At 61.8% G+C, this 17229-nt stretch carries 18 protein-coding genes and 1 tRNA gene; 6 read left to right on the top strand and 13 right to left on the bottom strand.

The window, feature by feature from the left end:
* The 5 genes from O3A94_04195 (at position 1) to O3A94_04175 (ending at position 4406) form a co-directional block, all read left to right on the top strand.
* Positions 1 to 903: a F0F1 ATP synthase subunit gamma gene (locus O3A94_04195; GenBank protein MDA1355453.1), complete on the top strand. Its 903-nt coding sequence runs from the start codon at positions 1 to 3 to the stop codon at positions 901 to 903.
* Between the two features lie 68 nt (positions 904 to 971).
* The gene (gene atpD / locus O3A94_04190) at positions 972 to 2399 is read left to right on the top strand and encodes a F0F1 ATP synthase subunit beta (GenBank protein ID MDA1355452.1); all 1428 of its coding nucleotides are present in this window, start codon (positions 972 to 974) and stop codon (positions 2397 to 2399) included.
* Between the two features lie 35 nt (positions 2400 to 2434).
* Positions 2435 to 2836 (top strand): F0F1 ATP synthase subunit epsilon, encoded by a 402-nt coding sequence (locus O3A94_04185; GenBank protein ID MDA1355451.1) that lies wholly within the window; start codon positions 2435 to 2437, stop codon positions 2834 to 2836.
* A 119-nt stretch (positions 2837 to 2955) separates the two neighbouring features.
* Positions 2956 to 3777: a ferritin-like domain-containing protein gene (locus O3A94_04180; protein MDA1355450.1), complete on the top strand. Its 822-nt coding sequence runs from the start codon at positions 2956 to 2958 to the stop codon at positions 3775 to 3777.
* Positions 3777 to 4406 (top strand): hypothetical protein, encoded by a 630-nt coding sequence (locus O3A94_04175; GenBank protein MDA1355449.1) that lies wholly within the window; start codon positions 3777 to 3779, stop codon positions 4404 to 4406. The genes O3A94_04180 and O3A94_04175 overlap by 1 nt, the downstream gene beginning before the upstream one ends.
* Positions 4407 to 4505: 99 nt before the next feature.
* On the opposite strand, the gene O3A94_04170 is transcribed toward O3A94_04175, so the two are convergent.
* The 13 genes from O3A94_04170 to rplU all read right to left on the bottom strand — a co-directional run bounded on the left by O3A94_04170 (position 4506) and on the right by rplU (position 16823).
* Entirely contained in the window at positions 4506 to 5039 is a 534-nt protein-coding gene (locus O3A94_04170) for an RNA pyrophosphohydrolase (protein ID MDA1355448.1), read from the bottom strand.
* Entirely contained in the window at positions 5036 to 6184 is a 1149-nt protein-coding gene (locus O3A94_04165) for a divergent polysaccharide deacetylase family protein (GenBank protein MDA1355447.1), read from the bottom strand. The genes O3A94_04170 and O3A94_04165 overlap by 4 nt, the downstream gene beginning before the upstream one ends.
* Before the next feature lie 113 nt (positions 6185 to 6297).
* The gene (locus O3A94_04160) at positions 6298 to 7668 is read right to left on the bottom strand and encodes a S41 family peptidase (GenBank protein MDA1355446.1); all 1371 of its coding nucleotides are present in this window, start codon (positions 7666 to 7668) and stop codon (positions 6298 to 6300) included.
* A gap of 1 nt (position 7669) precedes the next feature.
* Positions 7670 to 9085: a peptidoglycan DD-metalloendopeptidase family protein gene (locus tag O3A94_04155; protein ID MDA1355445.1), complete on the bottom strand. Its 1416-nt coding sequence runs from the start codon at positions 9083 to 9085 to the stop codon at positions 7670 to 7672.
* The gene (gene gpmI, locus O3A94_04150) at positions 9069 to 10637 is read right to left on the bottom strand and encodes a 2,3-bisphosphoglycerate-independent phosphoglycerate mutase (GenBank protein MDA1355444.1); all 1569 of its coding nucleotides are present in this window, start codon (positions 10635 to 10637) and stop codon (positions 9069 to 9071) included. The genes O3A94_04155 and gpmI overlap by 17 nt, the downstream gene beginning before the upstream one ends.
* A 60-nt stretch (positions 10638 to 10697) precedes the next feature.
* Positions 10698 to 11156, bottom strand: coding sequence for a 23S rRNA (pseudouridine(1915)-N(3))-methyltransferase RlmH (rlmH, locus tag O3A94_04145; GenBank protein ID MDA1355443.1), 459 nt, complete (start codon positions 11154 to 11156; stop codon positions 10698 to 10700).
* 109 nt (positions 11157 to 11265) lie between these two features.
* Positions 11266 to 11616, bottom strand: a complete 351-nt coding sequence (rsfS, locus tag O3A94_04140; GenBank protein ID MDA1355442.1) for a ribosome silencing factor — start codon at positions 11614 to 11616, stop codon at positions 11266 to 11268.
* A gap of 50 nt (positions 11617 to 11666) precedes the next feature.
* A complete protein-coding gene (locus tag O3A94_04135; GenBank protein MDA1355441.1) occupies positions 11667 to 12362 on the bottom strand; it encodes a nicotinate-nucleotide adenylyltransferase in 696 nt (231 codons plus the stop codon).
* 41 nt (positions 12363 to 12403) lie between these two features.
* Positions 12404 to 13684 carry a glutamate-5-semialdehyde dehydrogenase gene (locus O3A94_04130; protein MDA1355440.1) on the bottom strand — a complete coding sequence of 427 codons (1281 nt, stop codon included), beginning with the start codon at positions 13682 to 13684 and terminating at the stop codon, positions 12404 to 12406.
* Between the two features lies 1 nt (position 13685).
* A complete protein-coding gene (gene proB / locus O3A94_04125) occupies positions 13686 to 14822 on the bottom strand; it encodes a glutamate 5-kinase (protein ID MDA1355439.1) in 1137 nt (378 codons plus the stop codon).
* Complete coding sequence (gene obgE / locus O3A94_04120; GenBank protein ID MDA1355438.1) at positions 14819 to 15925, bottom strand: GTPase ObgE; 1107 nt, start codon at positions 15923 to 15925, stop codon at positions 14819 to 14821. The genes proB and obgE overlap by 4 nt, the downstream gene beginning before the upstream one ends.
* 92 nt (positions 15926 to 16017) lie before the next feature.
* Positions 16018 to 16275, bottom strand: coding sequence for a 50S ribosomal protein L27 (gene rpmA / locus O3A94_04115; GenBank protein MDA1355437.1), 258 nt, complete (start codon positions 16273 to 16275; stop codon positions 16018 to 16020).
* Positions 16275 to 16823 (bottom strand): 50S ribosomal protein L21, encoded by a 549-nt coding sequence (gene rplU, locus O3A94_04110; GenBank protein MDA1355436.1) that lies wholly within the window; start codon positions 16821 to 16823, stop codon positions 16275 to 16277. Before rplU ends, rpmA begins: the two co-directional genes overlap by 1 nt.
* 247 nt (positions 16824 to 17070) lie before the next feature.
* Here rplU and O3A94_04105 point away from each other — a divergent pair.
* Positions 17071 to 17160, top strand: a tRNA-Ser gene (locus O3A94_04105).
* Positions 17161 to 17229: the final 69 nt, after the last annotated feature.

Here is a 17229-nt window from a genome sequence, read left to right as displayed (position 1 = left end):
ATGGCCACTCTCAAGGACCTGCGCACCCGCATCGACAGCGTGACGCAGACCCAAAAGATCACCTCGGCTATGAAGATGGTCGCAGCAAGCAAACTGCGCCGTGCGCAGGAAGCCGCCGAAGCGGCGCGGCCTTATGCCGAACGGATGGAACGCATGGTCGGCAGCCTGGCCGAGATCATGCGCGAGCGCGAAGACGCACCGGCGATGCTGCGCGGCAATGGCGCCGACAACACCCATTTGATCATCGTTGCGTCATCGAACCGGGGTCTCTGCGGCGGCTTCAATTCCACGATCACCCGCGCCGTGCGCCTCAGAATCATGGAACTGCGCAACGACGGCAAGACGGTTAAAATATACTGCGTTGGGCGCAAGGGGCGCGAGCAATTGCAGCGCGAATTCGGCTCGCTGATCATCGGCAGCGCCGAGGAAACGTCGAAACGCGGCCCGACCTATGATGAAGCCGACGTGATCGGGCAAAAAATCACGACCCTATTCGAAGCCGGCGAATTCGATGTCTGCACCATTGTCTACAATCATTTTAAATCGGTGATGACCCAGATCGTCACCTTCCAGCAGATCATTCCGTTCGCCGATTCGGCGCATGGAGCGGAAGGCAATGACGCCGAGGAGCAGATCGACCGGGGCGGCGCGATATATGAATTCGAGCCGGAAGAGGCAGAAATTCTTGAGCAATTGCTGCCGTATAATTTATCGATTCAGGTGTTCCGCTCGCTCTTAGAAAACGCGGCAAGCGAACAGGGCGCGCGCATGACGGCGATGGACAGCGCCACGCGCAATGCCGGCGAGATGATCGACAAGCTGACCCTTAATTACAACCGCACCCGCCAAGCCAAGATCACCGGAGAATTGATTGAAATCATCTCCGGCGCCGAGGCTACCTAGGCGGGTTGACGGCTACGAAAACAAAACGCAACACAAAAACTGAATTCAAGCGCGACGGGAGCCAGGCCATGGCCACTACAGACACAAACGGCACCATTTCCCAGATTATGGGTGCGGTCGTCGATGTTCATTTCGACGGCGACTTGCCGGCGATTTTAAATGCGTTGGAGACCGACAATCACGGTAACCGGCTGGTGCTCGAAGTGGCGCAGCATCTCGGTGAGAGCACTGTGCGCTGCATCGCCATGGACACCACCGAAGGCTTGGTGCGCGGCCAGGCCGTGAGCGACACGGGCGCCGGCATTATGGTGCCGGTCGGGCCGGAAATGTTGGGGCGCATCATCAATGTGATCGGCGAGCCAATCGACGAGCGTGGCCCGGTGACCACCACCAAGTCCATGCCGATCCATGCCCCGGCCCCGGATTTCGTCGATCAGTCGACGGAAGCGGAAATTCTTGAGACCGGCATCAAGGTTGTCGATCTGCTGGCGCCTTACGCCAAGGGCGGTAAGATCGGCCTGTTTGGCGGCGCCGGCGTTGGCAAGACCGTGATCATCATGGAGCTGATCAACAATATTGCTAAGGCGCATGGCGGATATTCAGTATTCGCCGGCGTCGGCGAGCGCACCCGCGAAGGCAACGACCTTTATCACGAGATGATTGAATCCGGCATTATCGACCTGGAAGGCGCGAACTCGAAAGTGGCACTGGTCTATGGCCAGATGAACGAACCGCCAGGCGCGCGTGCGCGGGTTGGTCTCACGGGCCTCGCTCAGGCGGAGTATTTCCGCGATGAGGAAGGCCAGGACGTGCTCTTTTTTGTCGACAACATCTTCCGCTTCACTCAGGCGGGCTCGGAAGTGTCCGCCCTGCTCGGCCGCATGCCGTCGGCGGTGGGCTATCAGCCGACGCTGGCCACTGAGATGGGCAATCTGCAGGAACGCATCACCACCACGCAAAAGGGCTCGATCACCTCGGTGCAGGCAATTTACGTACCGGCGGACGATCTCACCGACCCGGCGCCGGCAACATCCTTCTCGCATCTCGACGCCACTACCGTGCTGTCGCGCCAGATCGCCGAACTCGGTATTTACCCGGCGGTGGATCCGCTCGATTCGACCTCGCGCATGCTCGATCCGCGCATCATCGGCGAAGAGCATTACGCTGTTGCGCGTGAAGTTCAGCGGGTGCTGCAAACTTATAAATCACTGCAGGACATCATCGCCATTCTCGGCATGGACGAGCTGTCGGAAGAAGACAAGCTCACCGTCGCGCGGGCGCGCAAAATTCAGCGCTTCCTGTCGCAGCCGTTCTTCGTGGCCGAAGTATTCACCGGCGCGCCGGGCAAGCTGGTTGACCTCAAGGACACCATCTCAAGCTTTAAGGCGATCTGCGCCGGCGAATATGACGATCTACCGGAAGCCGCCTTCTACATGGTGGGCGCCATCGAGGAAGCCGTCGAAAAAGCCAAACAGATGGCTGCCGAAGCGGCTTAAGAGATAGGCGAAGACTTAAGGGATAGGCGAATATTGTGGCAGATACCTTTCAGTTCGAGCTCGTCGCGCCGGAAAAACTGATTTATTCGGACGATATCGAGTTTGTCGTAGTGCCGGGGGCGGAAGGCGATTTCGGTGTCTTGCCGGGTCATTCGCTGCTGCTGTCGGCGGTACGACCCGGAATTATCGAAATATTTGAAAATGACAAGCCGAAGGAGCGTTTTTTCGTCGGCGGTGGCTTCGCTGAGGTGACGCCTGAGCGCTGCACTATTCTGTCGACGGAATCGGTCAATCTCAACGACATCGACGAAAGCGCGGCGCGCCAGCGGCTGGATACAGCCGAGCGCGATTTGAGCGACGCGAGTTCCGACGCAGAACGCGAGAAATGTGAAAAAGCGATTGAGGTGGCTCAAGCCCTCCTCGCCGCCTGTTCCTGAACATCAGAGACAATCAGTAGGGCGACTCGGGGGGCAATCAGCAGGCTTGCCCGGCTCGGTGACCTGCCTATAATCCTAAAAAATGACGTCAGCCGGATTACGGCCACGGGTGAGCAGTTATGGGACATTGGACACTCGACGACATTCCTTGGGACAGTTTCGAGCCCGAAAAGCTCGATCCTGAACTCCTCAAGCTCGTCAAGGCGGCTTGCATGGTCGAACACCATAGCGGTGCCTATGGCCAATATCTGTGCGCCGTGTTCGGCGACGAGCCGGGCATCTGTGAAGACGCAACCAATTGGGCCAAGGAAGAAGTCCAGCACGGTCAGGCGCTGCGCAGGTATGCCGAGCTCGCCGATCCGAATTTCGATTTCGACGACGCGTTTACGCGCTTCTCCAAGGGCCACCCGATCAACGTCAACGCCGAACAATCTGTTCGTGGCTCGCGGTGCGGCGAAATGGTGGCACGCTGCGCCGTCGAAGTCGGCACCTCATCCTATTATAGCGCGCTCCGCGATTCGATCGACGAACCGGTGCTGCGCGAAATCTGCCGCTATATCGCGGCGGACGAGTTCCGCCATTACAAGCTGTTCTACCGCTACGCCAAGCAATTTCAGAAGATCGAAGGCGTCGGCCGCTGGAAGCGCTTCAAGATTGTGTTGGGACGCTTTTTCGAAACTGGCGACGATGAATTGAGCTACGCCTATTATTGCGGAACGGGCGACACCTCGCCCTATGTCCGCAAACAGGCGAATATCGCCTGTATGGCGCGCACGTTGCCGCTCTATCGCTTCGAACATGTCCAGCTCGGCGTCGGCATGACGCTAAAGTCAGCCGGGATCAAGCCGCAGGGCATTCTCGGCAAATGCATCACCCGCGTGATTTGGATCGCCTTCAGGCTTTATACCAGACATCTGCAACGCGCCGCCGGCTACGCCTGATGGCCGATCGGCCAAAGCCACCAGCCGCTGCAGGCGCCACGCCCGAGCAGACCGCTGCAGGCGCCGAGCCCGAGCAGACTGCCGCTGGCGCCAAACCCGAGCAGGACAAATTACATCAGATAAATCTTGGTTTTTCTCCCGAAGAAGACCGCCTGTTGCTGCGCATCAACACGACGGGCAAAACAGAATATCGCCTGTGGCTGACCCGGCGCTATGTGAAGCTGCTGTGGAAACTGTTGACGAAATCGGTGGAAAGCCTGCCCGACGTGAGGGCACAGTCGGCGCCGGAAACCCGCGCGGCGGTGAAATCCTTCCAACGCCAGGAGGCGCGCCAGGCCGCCGATTACTCAAAAAACTATGAGGATGGTGAGGCCAAGCGGCCTCTCGGCGAGGGCGCGGCACTGCTCGTCGGGGTGCGCGCCGGGCCGGGAAAGGGTGGCACTCAACTCACCCTGCAAACCAAAGACGGCCGCGCGATCAATCTCAGCCTGGAGCCCAAACTGCTCTACTCGCTGTTGGATTTGTTGATCTCAAGCACCACCCAGGCCGAATGGAATCTCAATCTGAGGGCCGAAGACGCGGCCGCTGCGGCCGCAGCAGCGCCAGACCCTGACCGGCCGATTCACTAATTCTCCGTGAGTTGAGTTTCTGTGAGTTAAATCTCTGTGAGTTAAATCTCTGTGAGTTTCTGCAAGCGCCGGCGAGTTCCAGCGTGCCCTGCCACCGCCCTACAAAAAAGCAGAGAATTCCTCGACCAGCGCGGTGTAGAGCGGACGCTTGAAGTCGACGATATGGCGCGTTAGGTCCGCCGCCGAAGACCAGCGCCATTCGGAAAATTCCGGCTCTGCCGTGGCGATATCGATATCGCTGTCATGGCCATGAAAGCGGATGACATACCATTTTTGGCGCTGTCCCTTGAAACGCCCGCCCCAAGCCAATTTTGTCATCTCCGGCGGTACGTCGTAGCAGTGCCAACCGCGTGAAACGGCAATAACTTCCGTGAGATCGGAGGTGACGCCGGTTTCTTCCGTCAATTCGCGCAACGCCGCTGCCTCTGGCGTTTCGCCGGCATCGATACCACCCTGCGGCATCTGCCAGGCCTCTGCGGTGACGCCAAAACGCCGCCCGACCCAGACAAGCTGAGTTGAATTGAGCAGAATAATGCCGACGGCCGGACGGTACTCCAATGCCGCTACTGGTGCCGCAACTGGTGCCGTATCCGGAGACGAGCTGGCCAGCGGATTGTGCGATGCATCGTTCATCGATTGGCCTGTTTGTCGGCAACGGCGGTGATCGGCACGATTTCAATGCCGCGCGATTCAAGCACCGGCAGCCACTCCGCCATGCGCTCGAGGGTGACCGGGAAGGGGCGCGCCACAACCAGAGCGATGCCACGCGCGCGCGCATCGCCCTCGGCCGCGGCGAACGATTGATCGATCGCGCCGCGCGTCGGTTCGTGATCGAGGAAGCGGTCGTTGATCGCGCGCGGCAATTGCATTTGCCCGGCCAAGCCGCCGGCAATGCTCTTGCTGGTCGAGCGGCTGTCGACAAACATCAGGCCGCGCTCCTTGAGCGCGCGGAGGATCGGGCGGAGAGGATCGGGCGAGGCAGTAAAGCGCGAGCCCATATGATTGATCACGCCGACATAGCCTTTGAAGCGACCGAGCAGCCAATCAAGGCGGGCGATATTATCGCTCGGATTGAGCGAGGTGAGAAGCGTGTGCGGACCCGGATCATCGGCCGGATAGGAGATCGGCTCCATCGGCAAATCCATCAGTACTTCATGGCCCGCCTCGCGGGCCGCCGCCACATCGGCTTCCAAATCAGAGCCATAGGGCGTGAAGGACAGCGTCACTTCTTTCGGCAAGCGGATGGCGCGGAGGGTGGCATCGGCTGAAAGCCCGAGGCCCGAAACAATGATAGCCAGGCGCGGCAAACCGCTTGCCGGCCCGACGGAACGACCATACACGCGCCACGGCTCGCGCCCATCGGGGCCGATAATGGGCAAGGCGCCTCGGCTGGTTTCCTGCAGGAGTGCGGGATCTGGGAGGGCGAGCGCTATGGTCTGTTGGATCGGTCCTCGCGGTGCGGCGATGGCGGCATATTGCGGGGCTGCCGCTTTTTTCGCGCCGGCATCGTTGGCAAGCTCCGGCACGGCAGCAGGTTTCGTCTCTTCGTCAGCTTTCTCTGCCGTTGCCGCGTTAGCTTCCGACGCCTCTGGCACATCAGGATCGGATGTTGGCGCATCGGCCGCTTTGGGTTCTTCGCCCTCCAGGTGAACGGTCACCATTGCGTCCACGTCGCTGCCGGACGGCTCGGAAGATTTATCGGCGCTCAAAGCGAGCCAGGCCAGCACGCCGCCGATCGCCAAGACAAGCAAGACCGCCGCGAACGCCGGGGGGCTCACAGATGATTTCTTCAGACGCGGTGATGTCGGGCGCTTTTCTCCGCGCGCCTCGGGAGGTTGTTCAGACGGATCGCTCAAAGCGGCGAGACTACCCTTCTCGACCCGCTATACGATCAATTGACCATCGTGCTCGACAAAAGCTGCAGGCCACGCAACAGGTCTAACGCCCGGGCCAGTTGGTAATCGTCGGGCACCTTGGACGCAGTGTCGGTGTCAGTGTCGGTGTCAGTGTCGGTGTCAGTGTCGGTGTCAGTGTCGCTTTTTTCTGCTTCGTTCTCGTGAGCCTCGTCGCCTTCGGGCGCGCTGACCGCATCCTCCGCGGCACCATCCTTATCCTGCTCGTTGCTCAGGCTACCGCGCAGATCGGCCTCGCTACGCCTCGGTGCGCGGGCAAGCTGTTCGATCTTGGCCTGCTCGACGAGAATATCGGGGTGAATGCCGCGCGACTGAATGGACGTGCCGGAGGGCGTGTAATAGCGCGCTGTGGTCAGCCGCATGGCGCCATGTCCGCCGAGCGGGATTACCGTCTGTACCGATGCCTTGCCGAACGAACGCGTGCCCAAAACGATGGCGCGGCGGTGATCTTGCAGCGCACCGGCGACGATTTCGGAGGCCGAAGCAGAGCCGCCATTGATCAAGACGATCATCGGCATGCCATCGATCAAATCGCCGGATTTGGCGTTGAAGCGTTGGATTGAATCCGGCCGTCGACCGCGCGTCGATACGATCTCGCCCTGGATCAAAAAGGAATCAGAGACCGAGACCGCCTGGTCCAGAAGACCGCCGGGATTGTTGCGCAGATCAAGCACCAGACCCTTCAGCGTCTCGCTGTATTGAGTGCGCAATTTGTCGATCTCGCGTTCCAGATCACGCGTAGTTTTTTCGGAGAATGAGGAGATCCGCACATAGGCGACATCATCTTCTTCCATACGGACTCTGACCGAGCGGATGGTGATTACGGCGCGGATGAGTTCAACATCGAACGGCGCCTCGGCGCCGGGCCGCTGAATGGTCAACACGATGCCCGAATCGATCGGGCCGCGCATCTTCTCGACCGCTTGAGCCAGGTTCAGCCCGAGGATCGATTCGCCGTCGAGATGGGTGACATAATCGCCCGATTCCAAACCAGCGCGCTGCGCCGGGGTATCGTCGATCGGCGTAATGACTTTGACGAAGCCATTTTCATCCATCGTCACTTCAATGCCGAGACCGCCAAACTCGCCGCGTGTCTGGGTCTGCATATCCTCAAAACTTTTGGCGTTCAGAAAGCGCGAATGAGGATCGAGTGAGCTCAACATGCCGTTTATCGCCGCTTCGATCAGCTCAGTGTCGCTGACTTCCTCGACATAATCGGCGCGGACGCGCTCGAACACATCGCCGAACAGGTTCAACTGTCGGTACGTGTCATCACTCGCCGCCTGTACAGTGAGCGGCAAAACAAACAGTGCCAGGCCAGCGATGCCGGCTAAAATTCTAATACGCATATCAACCACTTACTTTGATAATTTCTGCCGCCAGCCAAGGCAGCGGGTTAATCGGGTGACCGTCGCTACGCAACTCCACATAGAGATGCGGCTTCGCTTCGGCAATAGACTCCATCACCCCAACCGGCTCGCCCGCCAGCACACGCTGATCCAACAACACATCTATCCGTCCTATACCGGCGAGCAGCGTATGATATCCCTCGCCATGGTCTATGATCAAGAGTAGGCCATACTCGCGGAAACGCCCAGCGAAAGCGACTCGGCCGTCATAGGGCGCGACGATCTGGGCGCTCGCTCGGGTTTCGATGATAATTCCCTTGGTCGTGAGGCCAAGCGCAGTGGTTTCGTTAAACTGGCTGACCAAGTGGCCGCGCGCCGGCGTCGAAAAAGCGCCACGCGCCGCGCTGGCCGGGGGGCGCACCGGCAACAGCGCAACAATCTGCTCAGCCTGACCGCCGCCACGGCTATTTTCACCGTCCGCCGGTTGCTCGTCGCCGAGCGATACCACCAGGCCCGACGCGCCGCCGACCGGCGGTGCGCTCTTCGCGGACTGGCGGTTGCCGGGCGGGCTTTCTGATGGCCCGGCTTGAATCGACTGGGTTGCCGCGCGTTGCCTGATCTTCCGACGGCGCGCGTCCTCGTTCATCAGACGATCCAGCAAATCCTGCAAAGTGCTCGCCTCGGCTACAAGACGGGACAACATTGCGTCGGCTTCGATCTGCTGTGCCTCCGTCCGGTCGTAGGTCCGGGTATTGCGCGCCAACAGGAGGCCGAGATGCGAGCGCTGTGCTTGCAGGCGCTCGGCCTCGATATCGATCAAACTGCGTTGCGCGCTAATTTCTTCACCGATGCGGGCCAACCCGCTGAGCTGCTCGCCGAGCAGATCAGCACGGGCGTCAAGTTGGCCGGCAACGGCGCCGAGCAACAATCGGGCGTGCGAAATTTCCTGAATAGAGGCCGGCATGAAGATCAGCAGATCGGGCGGTGTGCGGCCGATACGCTGCAAGGCAGCGAGAGTCCGGGCCAATTCGTTGCGGCGGCGCGAGAGCGCCAATTGTTTTTCGCCGCGCTCAATTTCAAGCGCCCTCAAATTGCTTTCGAGAGCACTGATATGGCTCTCCAAATCCTGCGCCGCGGCGGCGGCACTGACAAGCTCGCGCCGCACGCGGTGAACTTCCTGCTTGATCTCAGAGACTTGCGTATCGAGTTCAGCTTTGACGCGCCGACCGGCAACCAGTGCATCCTCCGTCTGGCTCAACGCCTGGCCGGTTATTTCGATATTCTTGGTTACCAAATCTTGAGTGACCGAATCCTGGGCCAAGCCCGGCACGGCAAAAGCCGGCGCCAGCGCCGCCGAGAGCAGCAGAACGCGGCAGGCCCGGCGCACCGGCCCGGGAAGCCTAGGCTGGCGTCGCACGACGCGAGCGCCCGCCACGCGATTTGAGAAGTGGGCGCCCAGTCATTTGCGGCGGAATCTCGAGCGCCATCATATTGAGCAGCGTCGGCGCCACATCCGCCAAAAGCCCGTCGCGCAATTCCGCGCCAATTGCTGCTTCGGCAATCAAGATGGCCGGCACGCGGTTGGTGGTGTGTGCCGTATGGGCGTCGTCGCCTGCCGCATTCAACATGCGTTCGGCGTTGCCGTGATCGGCGGTAACCAGCGCCGCGCCGCCGACCTCGGACAACGCCGAAATCATCCGACCGAGGCAGAAATCCACGGTTTCGACCGCTTTGACCGCAGCCGGCATGATCCCCGTATGGCCGACCATGTCGGTATTGGCGTAATTCACCACGATCAAATCGAAGCGTTTACTGAGAATGGCCTCGACCAGGCGGTCGGTGACTTCGCGTGCCGACATCTCGGGCTGTAAATCATAGGTCGCGACTTTCGGCGAGGGCACCAAGATGCGCTCTTCACCGGCAAAAACACACTCTTCGCCGCCGTTCAGGAAAAACGTGACATGGGCGTATTTCTCGGTCTCGGCGAGGCGCAATTGGGTCCGCCCAGCGGCGGAAACCACCTCTCCCAAGACATTCTCGATGGCGCTGCTGGGAAACAGACACGCCATGAATTCATTCAGGTCGCGCGAATATTCGACCAGCCCGAGCGCCGCGGCGAAGTTGATTATGCGCGGCCGGGCGAAGCCATCAAACGCGGGGTCTAGGAATGCGCTCAGCAATTGGCGCGCGCGGTCGGCGCGGAAATTGGCCATCAGCAGCCCGTCGCCGTCCGACATACCGGGGTAGGCGGCGATCACCGCCGGCGCCATGAACTCATCGCTCTCGCCGGCGGCATAGGCGGAGGAAACCGCCGTCTCGGCATTCGGCGCGGGGGTTCCGACCGCGTCGGTGATCGCGAGATAGGCGCGCGCAACGCGCTCCCAACGCTGATCGCGATCCATCGCCCAATAGCGACCACACACCGTACCGATGGAGAATTGCCGCGCCGCCGCGACATCCGCTTCGAATTGGCGCATATACGCAGCCGCCGAAGTCGGTGGGGTATCGCGTCCGTCGAGAAAGGCGTGCAGCGTTACCGGCACGCCGGCGCCGTCGAGAATCTTGACCAGTGCCGCGATATGATCCTGATGCGCATGGACGCCACCCGGCGACAACAGGCCCATCAAATGGCAGCGCCCGCCACTTCGGCGCAGTTTTTCGATGAAATCGGCGAGCGCCGGCAAGCTGGCCAACGAGCCATCCTTGATGGCGGCGTCGACGCGCGGCAAATCCTGCATTACGGCGCGCCCGGCGCCCAAATTCATGTGCCCAACTTCGGAATTCCCCATCTGCCCGTGCGGCAGACCGACGTCGAGGCCCGAACAGTGCAGCAGGCTGTGTGGATATTTTGCCAACAGGGCGTCCCACACAGGCGTGCGTGCCACAGCGATGGCGTTGTCGGCACTGGCGGCGGCCTCTCCCCAACCATCGAGCACGCACAACACCATGGGGCGGGGAACCCTATTCATCACCATCTCTGTTCGCCTCACTCGCCATGCGTCCCTATTTCCTACGCCGGGCGGGCGATTTCAAGCGCGATGATAGGGATGGCCGTTCAAGATGCTGGCGGCGCGCCACAGCTGCTCGGCCAGCATCGCGCGCACCAGCAGATGTGGCCACACCATCGCGCCGAAAGAGAGCGTGAGATCGGCGCGCTTCAACACCGCCGCGCCGTGGCCATCGGCGCCGCCGATGAGAAACGCCAGACAGGGTACGCCGTCGTCGCGCCAGGCGCCGATGCGCCGCGCAAACTCCTCGCTCGACAGCATCTTTCCGCCGCCGTCGAGAGCGACGGCCAAGGCGCGCTCGGGAACAGCGCCAAGCAAAAGATCGGCTTCACGCTGTTTGCGCTTATCCGCCTTGAGCGGGCGGTTTTCCTGTAATTCCCGGAGCTCGTGCGGCCAGGGCAGGCGCGCCATATAATCATCGAAGATGCGTGTTGCCGGATCGTTGCGCGCCCGGCCGATGGCAAGAACGGCTATTCGCACACGCCGAACGGCGCCGGGCCGCACACGCCGAACGGCGCCGGGCCGCACACGCCGAACGGCGCCGGGCCGCACACGCCGAACGGCGCCAAGCCGCACCTGCCGAACGGCGCTATAGCGCGCCCTCCGCGACACCGTCCGCCGAATCGAGTGGCAAATCCGCCAGCCACATTTTTTCGAGATTATAGAATTCGCGCACCTCAGGCCGGAAGATATGGACGATCACATCGCCGGTATCGACCAGCACCCAATCGCAGGCCGGCAAACCCTCGACGGCGACCAATTTGCCGGACAATGTCTTGGCCGCCTTGCGCACGCGCTCGGCGGCCGCGCCGACTTGGCGCTGCGAACGGCCCGTCGCGACGATCATATAATCAGCAATATCGGATTTTCCGTTCAAGGCGATGGTCACAATGTCTTCGGCCTTGACGTCTTCGAGTTCCTTGATAACGGCGCGGCGCATGTTCTCAGCGGCGGCGCTATCCGTCGAAACGGACTTCTTTTTCGGCTTTGTTATCGACCGTCTCCTCTTTCGTTATTTCGGCCCGCAGCGCTGTTTTCGTTGCGCGGGTCTGCCGCACCGGCGCGAATCGCGCTTGACGACGCAGCGTGCAGCCGGCCATGAAAATATGTCCAAACCGGCGGGTACTGTAGAGCAAGCAAGCGCGCGGCCCGTTCCGGCAATCGATAGCGGCCAAATCGCTTGAGCGGCTTGCTCGCCGAGGCCGATTGAGCATAAGTCCGGCGATCGAATATCGCAATGGGAAGCGCTTTGAAGATATCCTGCCAGCGGCGCCAGCGCTCGAAATCGGCCAGATTGTCGGCGCCCATGACCCAGACGAAACGATGGCGCGGATGGCGCCGGCGCAGACGCTCAATGGTATCGGCACTGTAGTGGCTGTGCCAGCGCCGCTCGCAATCGCTCACCCGAATCGCCGGATGGCGGGCGAGGCGCCGCGCCGCGGCCAAACGCTGCTCGAACGGCGCCATGCCGCGCGTTGGTTTAAGCGGGTTCTGCGGCGACACCAGCCACCAGAGTTCATCCAAACCGAGCCGTTTGATGGCCTCGAGGCTGACATGAAGATGACCTTCATGCGCCGGATTGAACGAGCCGCCGAACAGGCCAACGCGCAGGCCACTGCGCAGGCCACCGGCGGGCGCCGCAGTTTTTACCGGTGCCGGGCGGGCGCGCGATGCGGGGCGCTTCATAGGTTTCATAGGCTTGAGGGATTTCAGCGGTTTCAGCGGCTTCAGGGGCGCACCTGGCCAGCGCCGTGGACTTTGTATTTATAGGTCGTCAATTGTTCGACGCCGACCGGCCCGCGAGCATGTAGTTTGCCGTTGGAAATACCGATTTCGGCACCCATGCCGAACTCGCCGCCATCGGCGAATTGGGTCGAGGCATTATGCACCACGATGGCGCTGTCGACTTCGTCCAGGAAGCGCGCGGCGGCGGCTTGATCCTCGCTGATGATGGCGTCGGTATGGTGCGAGCCATGTAAATTGACGTGGCGGATGGCGTCCTCCAGCGACGCGACTACCGCGACAGAAATGATGGCATCGAGATATTCGGTATCCCAATCCACGGCGCTGGCGGCAACGGCGGCGGAATCGAGGGCGCACACCTCCGCATCTCCGCGCACTTCGCAGCCGGCTTCATGGAGCGGCGCCAGTATCGCTGGCAACATGGCAAGCGCGGCGCGATCGATCAGCAGGGTCTCGGCGGCGCCGCATATGCCGGTGCGGCGCATTTTTGCGTTGAACGTCACGTCGCGCGCCTTGTCCGCATCCGCCGCCGCATGGACATAAACATGGCAAATGCCATCAAGATGGGCCAGCACCGGGATGCGGCTCTCTTCCTTAACACGCTCGATCAGGGAGCGCCCACCGCGTGGCACGATGATGTCGACATCCTCGTCCATGGCCAACAGGATGCCGACTGCGGCGCGGTCGTTGGTTGGCACCAGTTGAATGCAATCTTGCGGCAGGCCGGCGGCGCTCAGGCCGTGCCGCAGACAGGCCGCGATGGCGTGCGAAGAACGCGAACTCTCAGAGCCTGCGCGCAGGATAGCGGCATTGCCCGACATCAGGCATAGCGCGCCGGCATCGGCGGTCACATTGGGCCGGGATTCGTAAATAATACCGATCACGCCGATCGGCACCGAAACGCGCTCAATGCGCAAGCCATTGGGCCGCGACCAATCACCCAAGGCCCGGCCCACCGGATCATCGAGCGCCGCGACCTCGCGCAGGCCGGTGACCATGGCGTCGACACGCGCGTCATCGAGAGCCAGGCGATCGAGCATGGCGGCGTTTAGCTGGGCGGCGCGCGCCTGGTTCATATCCTCGGCATTGGCTTGGATGATGACATTGCGCCCCGCCGCCAGGGCATCCGCCGCCGCTTCGATGGCAGCGCGCTTGGCCGCCGTGGGCGTAATCGCGAGCACCCGCCCGGCAGCTCGGGCGTTGGTGCCGAGCGCCGCCATCTGCGCTTCCAGGGCGTTCGATTCAGTCGATTTTACGGCGCTCATGTCAGGCGCTTTCTTCCAACACCAGATCGTCCCGATGGATAATGGCGTCGCGGCCACGGTATCCGAGTATGCGCTCTATTTCACCCGTTTTATGGCCCATGATGCGGCGCGCATCTGCCGCCGAATAGGCGCATAGACCGCGCCCGATCAGGCCGCGGCCAGCGCCCCTGACGGTGACCGCTTCGCCACGCTCGAAATCGCCTTCGACCGCGCCGACGCCGGCCGGCAACAGGCTGCGCCCAGCCAAAAGCGCCGCTTCGGCGCCGGCATCGATTGTGAGCGTGCCACGCGGCTGGAGGCTGCCCGCGATCCAATGCTTGCGCGCCGCGCGCGGCGTCGCCTTGGAGACGAACCAGGTGCAGCGCGCGCCGGCTTGGAGCGCCGCAACCGGGCGGTCGATATCGCCGCGCGCGATGACCATGTGGCAACCGGCGGCCATCGCGATACGCGCCGCCGCGAGCTTGGTCAGCATACCGCCCGACGCATCGGCCGAGCCGGCGGCACCTGCCGCCGCTTCGATCTCCGGCGTGATCACGTCAATGCGGGGAATCCATTCGGCTGTGCTGTCGCGCGATGGATCGGCGCTGTACATGCCGTCGATGGTGGACAGCAGCAATAGAGTGTCGGCGCTCATCATAGCGGCTACCCGCGCCGCCAAGCGGTCATTGTCGCCGAAGCGAATCTCCGCCGTCGCCACGGTGTCGTTTTCATTGATGATCGGCACCGCGCCGGCGGCCAACAGCGTGTTGATGGTGTTGCGCGCATTGAGATAGCGGCGGCGCTCTTCGGTATCGTCGATGGTCAGCAGGATTTGTGCCGCGGTGATCTGGTGGGCGGCGAGAGCCTCCAGATAGGCATGGGCGAGGCGGACCTGGCCGCACGCCGCCGCTGCCTGCTTCTCTTCGAGCTTGAGCGGCCCGGCGGGAAACCCGAGATGACGCCGCCCGACGGCGATGGCGCCCGAGGTGACGATCATCACTTCGGCGCCGGCGCGGCGCAATTGGACGACATCCTCGGCCAACCCGGCCAAGCGGGCATGCTGAATAGCGCCCGCAGCTTCATCGACCAGCAATGCGGAGCCGATCTTGATGACCAGGCGGCGCGCCTGTCGCAGGCTGGGCGTTATGACCGGAGTCATGACTGGCGTCCTGAGTAGCCGGCCAACGGATCGTAAACCGGCTTTTCTGGTTTCGCGCCTGCGCCGCCGGCAGCGACGGCGGCAGCTGCCTCTGCTGCTTCTGCTGCTGCGCGCTTTTTCTCTTCGACCGCGCGCCACAATCCGCGTAGCGCTTCTTCCACGCCTTCGCCCGAGGCGCCGGAAAGAGCGGTTACCGGGCCGCCCACTGCCGCCGCCAAGGATTTGAGCCGGCGGTCGCGACGCGCGGCGTCCAGGGCGTCACATTTGTTGAGGCAAACGATTTCCGGCTTGTCGGCCAATCCTTCACCGTACGCGGACAGCTCGCCGCGGACAGTGCGGTACGCCGCGCCCGGGTCTGGTTCGGTGCCATCAACAAGGTGCAGCAGCACAGCGCAGCGCTCGATATGGCCAAGAAACCGGTCGCCCAGGCCCGAACCCTCATGCGCGCCTTCGATCAGCCCGGGAATATCGGCGAGTACATAGTCATGACTATCGACCACCACCACGCCGAGCTGCGGTTTGAGGGTGGTGAAGGGATAATCGGCGATCTTCGGCCGGGCCTGGCTGACAGCGGCAAGAAAGGTCGATTTACCGGCATTGGGCAGGCCGATGATGCCGGCATCGGCGAGCAGCTTCAGGCGCAGCCATACCCAGCGCTCCTGCATATCCTGGCCGGGATCGGCGCGCTGCGGCGATCGATTTGTCGAGGATTTATAGTGGCTGTTGCCATAGCCGCCACCGCCGCCCGGGGTGAGCACGATTCGCTGGCCGGGCCGGGTGATGTCGGCGATCAGTGTCTCGCGGTCATCTTCGAAGAGCTGCGTGCCAAGCGGCACCTTAATGATCAGATCGGGCGCGTTCGCGCCGGTGCGCTGGGAACCCTGACCATGGCGGCCGCGCGCCGCCCGGAAATGCTGTTTGTAGCGGAAATCGATTAGGGTATTGAGGTCGGTTACGCCGAGCACCACCACCGAGCCGCCGCGCCCGCCATTGCCGCCGTCGGGCCCGCCGAGCGGTATGTTGCGCTCGCGCCGGAATGCGACGCAGCCGTTGCCGCCGGCGCCGCTCGCGACATATATCTTGGCCTGGTCTAAAAAGCGCATGTGATTTCTCTATCGGCAGCTTGCCCAGATCACAAAAAACAAAAGGGAGCGGCGCGCCGCTCCCTCGTTAGCCGTGCGCCGAAAATCCGGAGTTAGACTGCCGACTCCACATTGATCACGGATTTTCCGCCGGATTTGTTGGTGAACTTCACCCGTCCCTCGATGAGGGAGAATATAGTGTGGTCACGCCCCATGCCGACATTTTCACCGGGATGCCATTTCGTCCCGCGCTGGCGGGCGATGATATTTCCGGCGATGACGGCTTGGCCGCCGGATTTCTTGATGCCGAGGCGTCGGCCAGCGGTATCGCGGCCGTTGCGTGAAGAGCCACCTGCCTTCTTATGTGCCATTACGACGTCTCCTCATCTTGAGATTTGTCCGCAGCGCTTTTCTCAGCCGGGCTTTTCTTGGCCGGGCTTTTCTTGGCGGCTGGCTTTTTCGCTACAGCGCCCTTGGCTCTTGGCTTGGCGGCGCTCTTGGTATCTGCGTCGCCTGCCGCCTTGGATTTAGTCACTTTTTTCACGGACGCCTGCTTTTTGGCGGGCTTCTTTTCCGGCGCCGGCGGGGGCGGTGTGAAGGTTTCGCCCTGGGCCAGGATCTCTTCGATGCGCAGCACCGTTTGATTCTGCCTGTGGCCCTGCGTACGGCGGAAATTTTTGCGCCGTTGCTTGTGGAAAACAAGGATCTTATCGGCGCGGCTGTGTTCGAGCACGGTGGCAGCGACGCGCGCGCCTTCAACCAGCGGCTGGCCCAACTTCAAGCCGTCATCCCGGCCCATGGCCAGCACGTCGGTCAGCTCAATAACCTCGCCGGCTGGCGAAGAAAGCCGCTCGACCCGTATGACGTCGCGCGGCGAAACGCGGTACTGCTTCCCGCCGGTTTTTATGACAGCGAACATGGCTTTTTAATTCCGGATTTCATGTGTGTTGAGGCCCTGACAGCCTCGGCGCGGCACTATAGCGCGGCAGATTGTACTGTCAATATGTGGCGCGGTGATTACGCGGCGATTATATAGCGATCATGCGGCCGTTTTCCAGCTCTTTTGCCGGTTTGCGCCGCCCGCACTGCCGTCACCTGGGCCATCACCCGGCTTGCTGCCGCGAAGCCGGTAGTTTATGTAATCCCTCGTCTCGCTGGACAGCCTCGGAGGGGTGCCAGAGTGGTCGAATGGGGCGGTCTCGAAAACCGTTGTACACGCGAGTGTACCGTGGGTTCGAATCCCACCCCCTCCGCCACTTACCTGTCCAGCACCATCCACGGAAGTCCTAATAAATCCCGGAATATATGGGATATAGTGGGATACT

The sequence above is a fragment of the Pseudomonadota bacterium genome (assembly GCA_027624955.1).
Classification (GTDB): Bacteria; Pseudomonadota; Alphaproteobacteria; order UBA828; family UBA828; genus PTKB01.
Note: the sequence above shows the minus strand (reverse complement) of the source record. Positions and strands in the feature narration are given on the sequence as shown.

Bases quoted from the DNA above. Each gene is read 5' to 3' on its own strand.
- O3A94_04195 (MDA1355453.1), top strand. From the start codon at position 1: ATGGCCACTCTCAAGGACCTGCGCACCCGCATCGACAGCGTGACGCAG.
- atpD (MDA1355452.1), top strand. From the start codon at position 972: ATGGCCACTACAGACACAAACGGCACCATTTCCCAGATTATGGGTGCG.
- O3A94_04180 (MDA1355450.1), top strand. From the start codon at position 2,956: ATGGGACATTGGACACTCGACGACATTCCTTGGGACAGTTTCGAGCCC.
- O3A94_04175 (MDA1355449.1), top strand. From the start codon at position 3,777: ATGGCCGATCGGCCAAAGCCACCAGCCGCTGCAGGCGCCACGCCCGAG.
- O3A94_04170 (MDA1355448.1), bottom strand. From the start codon at position 5,039: ATGAACGATGCATCGCACAATCCGCTGGCCAGCTCGTCTCCGGATACG.
- O3A94_04160 (MDA1355446.1), bottom strand. From the start codon at position 7,668: ATGCGTATTAGAATTTTAGCCGGCATCGCTGGCCTGGCACTGTTTGTT.
- gpmI (MDA1355444.1), bottom strand. From the start codon at position 10,637: ATGAATAGGGTTCCCCGCCCCATGGTGTTGTGCGTGCTCGATGGTTGG.
- rsfS (MDA1355442.1), bottom strand. From the start codon at position 11,616: ATGCGCCGCGCCGTTATCAAGGAACTCGAAGACGTCAAGGCCGAAGAC.
- O3A94_04135 (MDA1355441.1), bottom strand. From the start codon at position 12,362: ATGAAGCGCCCCGCATCGCGCGCCCGCCCGGCACCGGTAAAAACTGCG.
- O3A94_04130 (MDA1355440.1), bottom strand. From the start codon at position 13,684: ATGAGCGCCGTAAAATCGACTGAATCGAACGCCCTGGAAGCGCAGATG.
- proB (MDA1355439.1), bottom strand. From the start codon at position 14,822: ATGACTCCGGTCATAACGCCCAGCCTGCGACAGGCGCGCCGCCTGGTC.
- obgE (MDA1355438.1), bottom strand. From the start codon at position 15,925: ATGCGCTTTTTAGACCAGGCCAAGATATATGTCGCGAGCGGCGCCGGC.
- rpmA (MDA1355437.1), bottom strand. From the start codon at position 16,275: ATGGCACATAAGAAGGCAGGTGGCTCTTCACGCAACGGCCGCGATACC.
- rplU (MDA1355436.1), bottom strand. From the start codon at position 16,823: ATGTTCGCTGTCATAAAAACCGGCGGGAAGCAGTACCGCGTTTCGCCG.